This window comes from Lyngbya sp. CCY1209 (genome assembly GCF_055795065.1).
In genome coordinates, this window is sequence record NZ_JAYFER010000583.1 from 1 (window position 1) to 2,655 (window position 2,655).

At 53.5% G+C, this 2,655-nt stretch carries 1 protein-coding gene; it reads left to right on the forward strand.

What is annotated here, in order from left to right; all coding sequences use genetic code 11:
- Window positions 1–227 precede the first annotated feature (227 nt).
- Window positions 228–2,655: tetratricopeptide repeat protein (locus AC0QHF_RS21155; protein WP_324706225.1), on the forward strand; the 2,428-nt coding region annotated here is incomplete at its 3' end.

A 2,655-nucleotide genomic window follows, 5' to 3' on the forward strand; every position in this document is an offset into this window, starting at 1 on the left:
AAACGGCTTTTCTATAAGGGTTTGAAAATTTCTGACCCCATTTCAACTGTAACCACGTGAGCGCTCGTTGCTATAAATTTCCTCAATCAAGTCATATCATGTCTGCTCAAACCATTAGAATTCCCGATTTTCCTTGTCCCTCCTGAAACCGCTTCAAACTTTTGCCGATTGCCTCTTGCCTATTGCCTTTTCTCGCCGGATTATGTAAGTATTAAAACGGACTTGATATGACTGACAATCAGAGACAGATGTGGACGAAAACTGGGTGGTCTATCTGGGTGGCGATCGCGGGTTTTTACGCTCCGGCGGGATGGTTTCAACTCCCGGCATTGGCGGAGCCGACACTCATCGCCCAACGGTCTAACTCGGCGGCGGATGCCAGCTACCAAAGGGGATTGAAACTGTTTCAGCAAGGGACGGCAGAATCGCTGCGGGCCGCAATTCCCTATTATCAGGAGGCGGTGCGGTTGTACGAACAGGCGGGCGATCGCACCAAACAAGCTTTAGCTCAACTGGGTCTGGGTCGAGTCTACAGTGACTTGGGGGAAAAGCGGCGGGCTTTGGAGTATTATCATCAAGCTTTACTTCTGGTTCGGGCGGTGGGCGATCGCACCGGGGAAGCCGTCATCCTCGAGAATATCGCTGGGGCTTACGATGTTTTGGGGGAAAAGCGACAAGCCCGGGACTATTACGAGCAAGCCCTGCCCTTGTTCCGGGCGATCGGCGATCGCTCCCGGGAAGCCACCATCCTCAACAATATCGGTTTGATTGACTCCGAGTTTGGGGAAAACCAGCAGGCTCTGGACTATTACGAGCAAGCTTTGTCTTTGTCCCGATCTCTGGGCGATCGTTTGGGGGAAGCAACAATCCTCAACAATATTGGTGTCGTTTACTCTGCCTTGGGGGAACAGTCGCGGGCTCTTGACTATTACAAGCAAGCTTTGCCTTTGAGACAGACGGTGGGTGATCGCGCCGGGGAAGCCGCCACCCTTTTCAATATCGGTAAGGTTTACGATGATTTGGGGGAAAAGCGACAAGCCCGGGACTATTACGAGCAAGCCCTGCCCTTGTTCCGGGCGATCGGCGATCGCGCCACGGAAGCCAGAATCCTCAACAGTATCGGTTTGATTGACTCTGAGTTTGGGGAAAACCAGCAGGCTCTGGACTATTACGAGCAAGCTTTGCCCTTGTCCCGGGCTGTGGGCGATGGCGCTGTGGAAGCTAGAATCCTCAACAATATGGGTGGGGTCTATTCTGCGCTGGGGGAAAATCAGCAGGCCCGAGAGTATTACGAACAAGCTTTGCCCTTGTTCCGGGCCCTGGGCGATCGCGCCGGGGAAGCGGCTAGCCTCCAGAATATTGGTGGAATCTATTCCCAGTTGGGGGAAAACCGGCGCGCCCGGGAGTATTTTGAGCAGGCTTTGCCCTTGTTTCGAGGGGTGGGCGATCGCTCCATGGAAGCGAGAACCCTGATCAGTATCGGTTGGGTTGACTTTAACTTGGGGGAAAACCGGCGAGCTCTGGACTATTACGAGCAAGCCTTGCCTTTGTTCCGAGCTACGGGCGATCGCATCGGGGAAGCGGCGACCCTCAACAATATCGGCGGACTCTACCAGACTGTGTGGGACAACCGGCGAGCTCTGGACTATTACGAGCAAGCCTTGCCCTTGTCCCGGGCGATCGGCGATCGCGCCACGGAAGCGGCTACTCTCAACAATATCGGTGGGATATATTTTGACTTGGGGGAAAAGCGGCCAGCCCGGGAGTATTTCCAGCAAGCGTTGCTTTTGAGAAGGGCTATGGGCGATCGCGCCGGGGAAGCGACTACTCTTTACAATATTGCTAGACTTCAAGCTTCCCAAGGTCAACTAACTGAAGCCCTTGCCAATACGGAACAAGTGATTAATCTAATTGAAGAACTCCGCAGCCTAGCCCCTCCCGGCGAACTCCGTCAAACTTTTTTCTCCACTGTTCAGGACGAGTACCAATTCTACATCAGGCTATTAATGCAACTGCATCAACAAAACCCCCAAAAAGGATATGATGCCCTAGCCTTCCACGCCAGCGAACGTTCCCGCGCCCGGACCTTGTTGGAATTGCTGCGGGAAGCCAACGCCGATATCCGCCAAGGTGTCGCTCCGGAATTGGTCGCCGCAGAACGCCGTTTGCAACAAGAAATAGACCGTGTAGAAACCCGCCGCCTGGAAATTTTCGGCGACGACAATTCCAGCGAAAAACAAAAGGAAAATATCAAAGCGGAACTCGCCCAACTTTGGCAACAATACGAAGAGATTCGAGCCCGAATTAGCGCCGCCAGCCCCCGCTACGCCGCCCTCACCCAACCGCAACCACTGACGTTGGCACAAGTGCAACAACAAGTTTTGGACGAAGAGACGGTTTTATTGCAGTATTCCTTGGGGGAAGCAACCAGCTATCTCTGGGTCGTCACTTCCACGGAAATGACGAGCTACAAACTGCCGGGGCGGGAGAAAATTGCCGAAAAAGCAAATCAATTTCGAGGCACTATTACCCGTCCATCGCGACGTCACAATCAGGGCTGGGTGAATGTTGCGGCCCAGGAATTGAGCGAAATGATACTGCAACCCGCCGCCGATCACTTGCAGAAAAAACGACTGTTAATTTCCGCCGATGGTA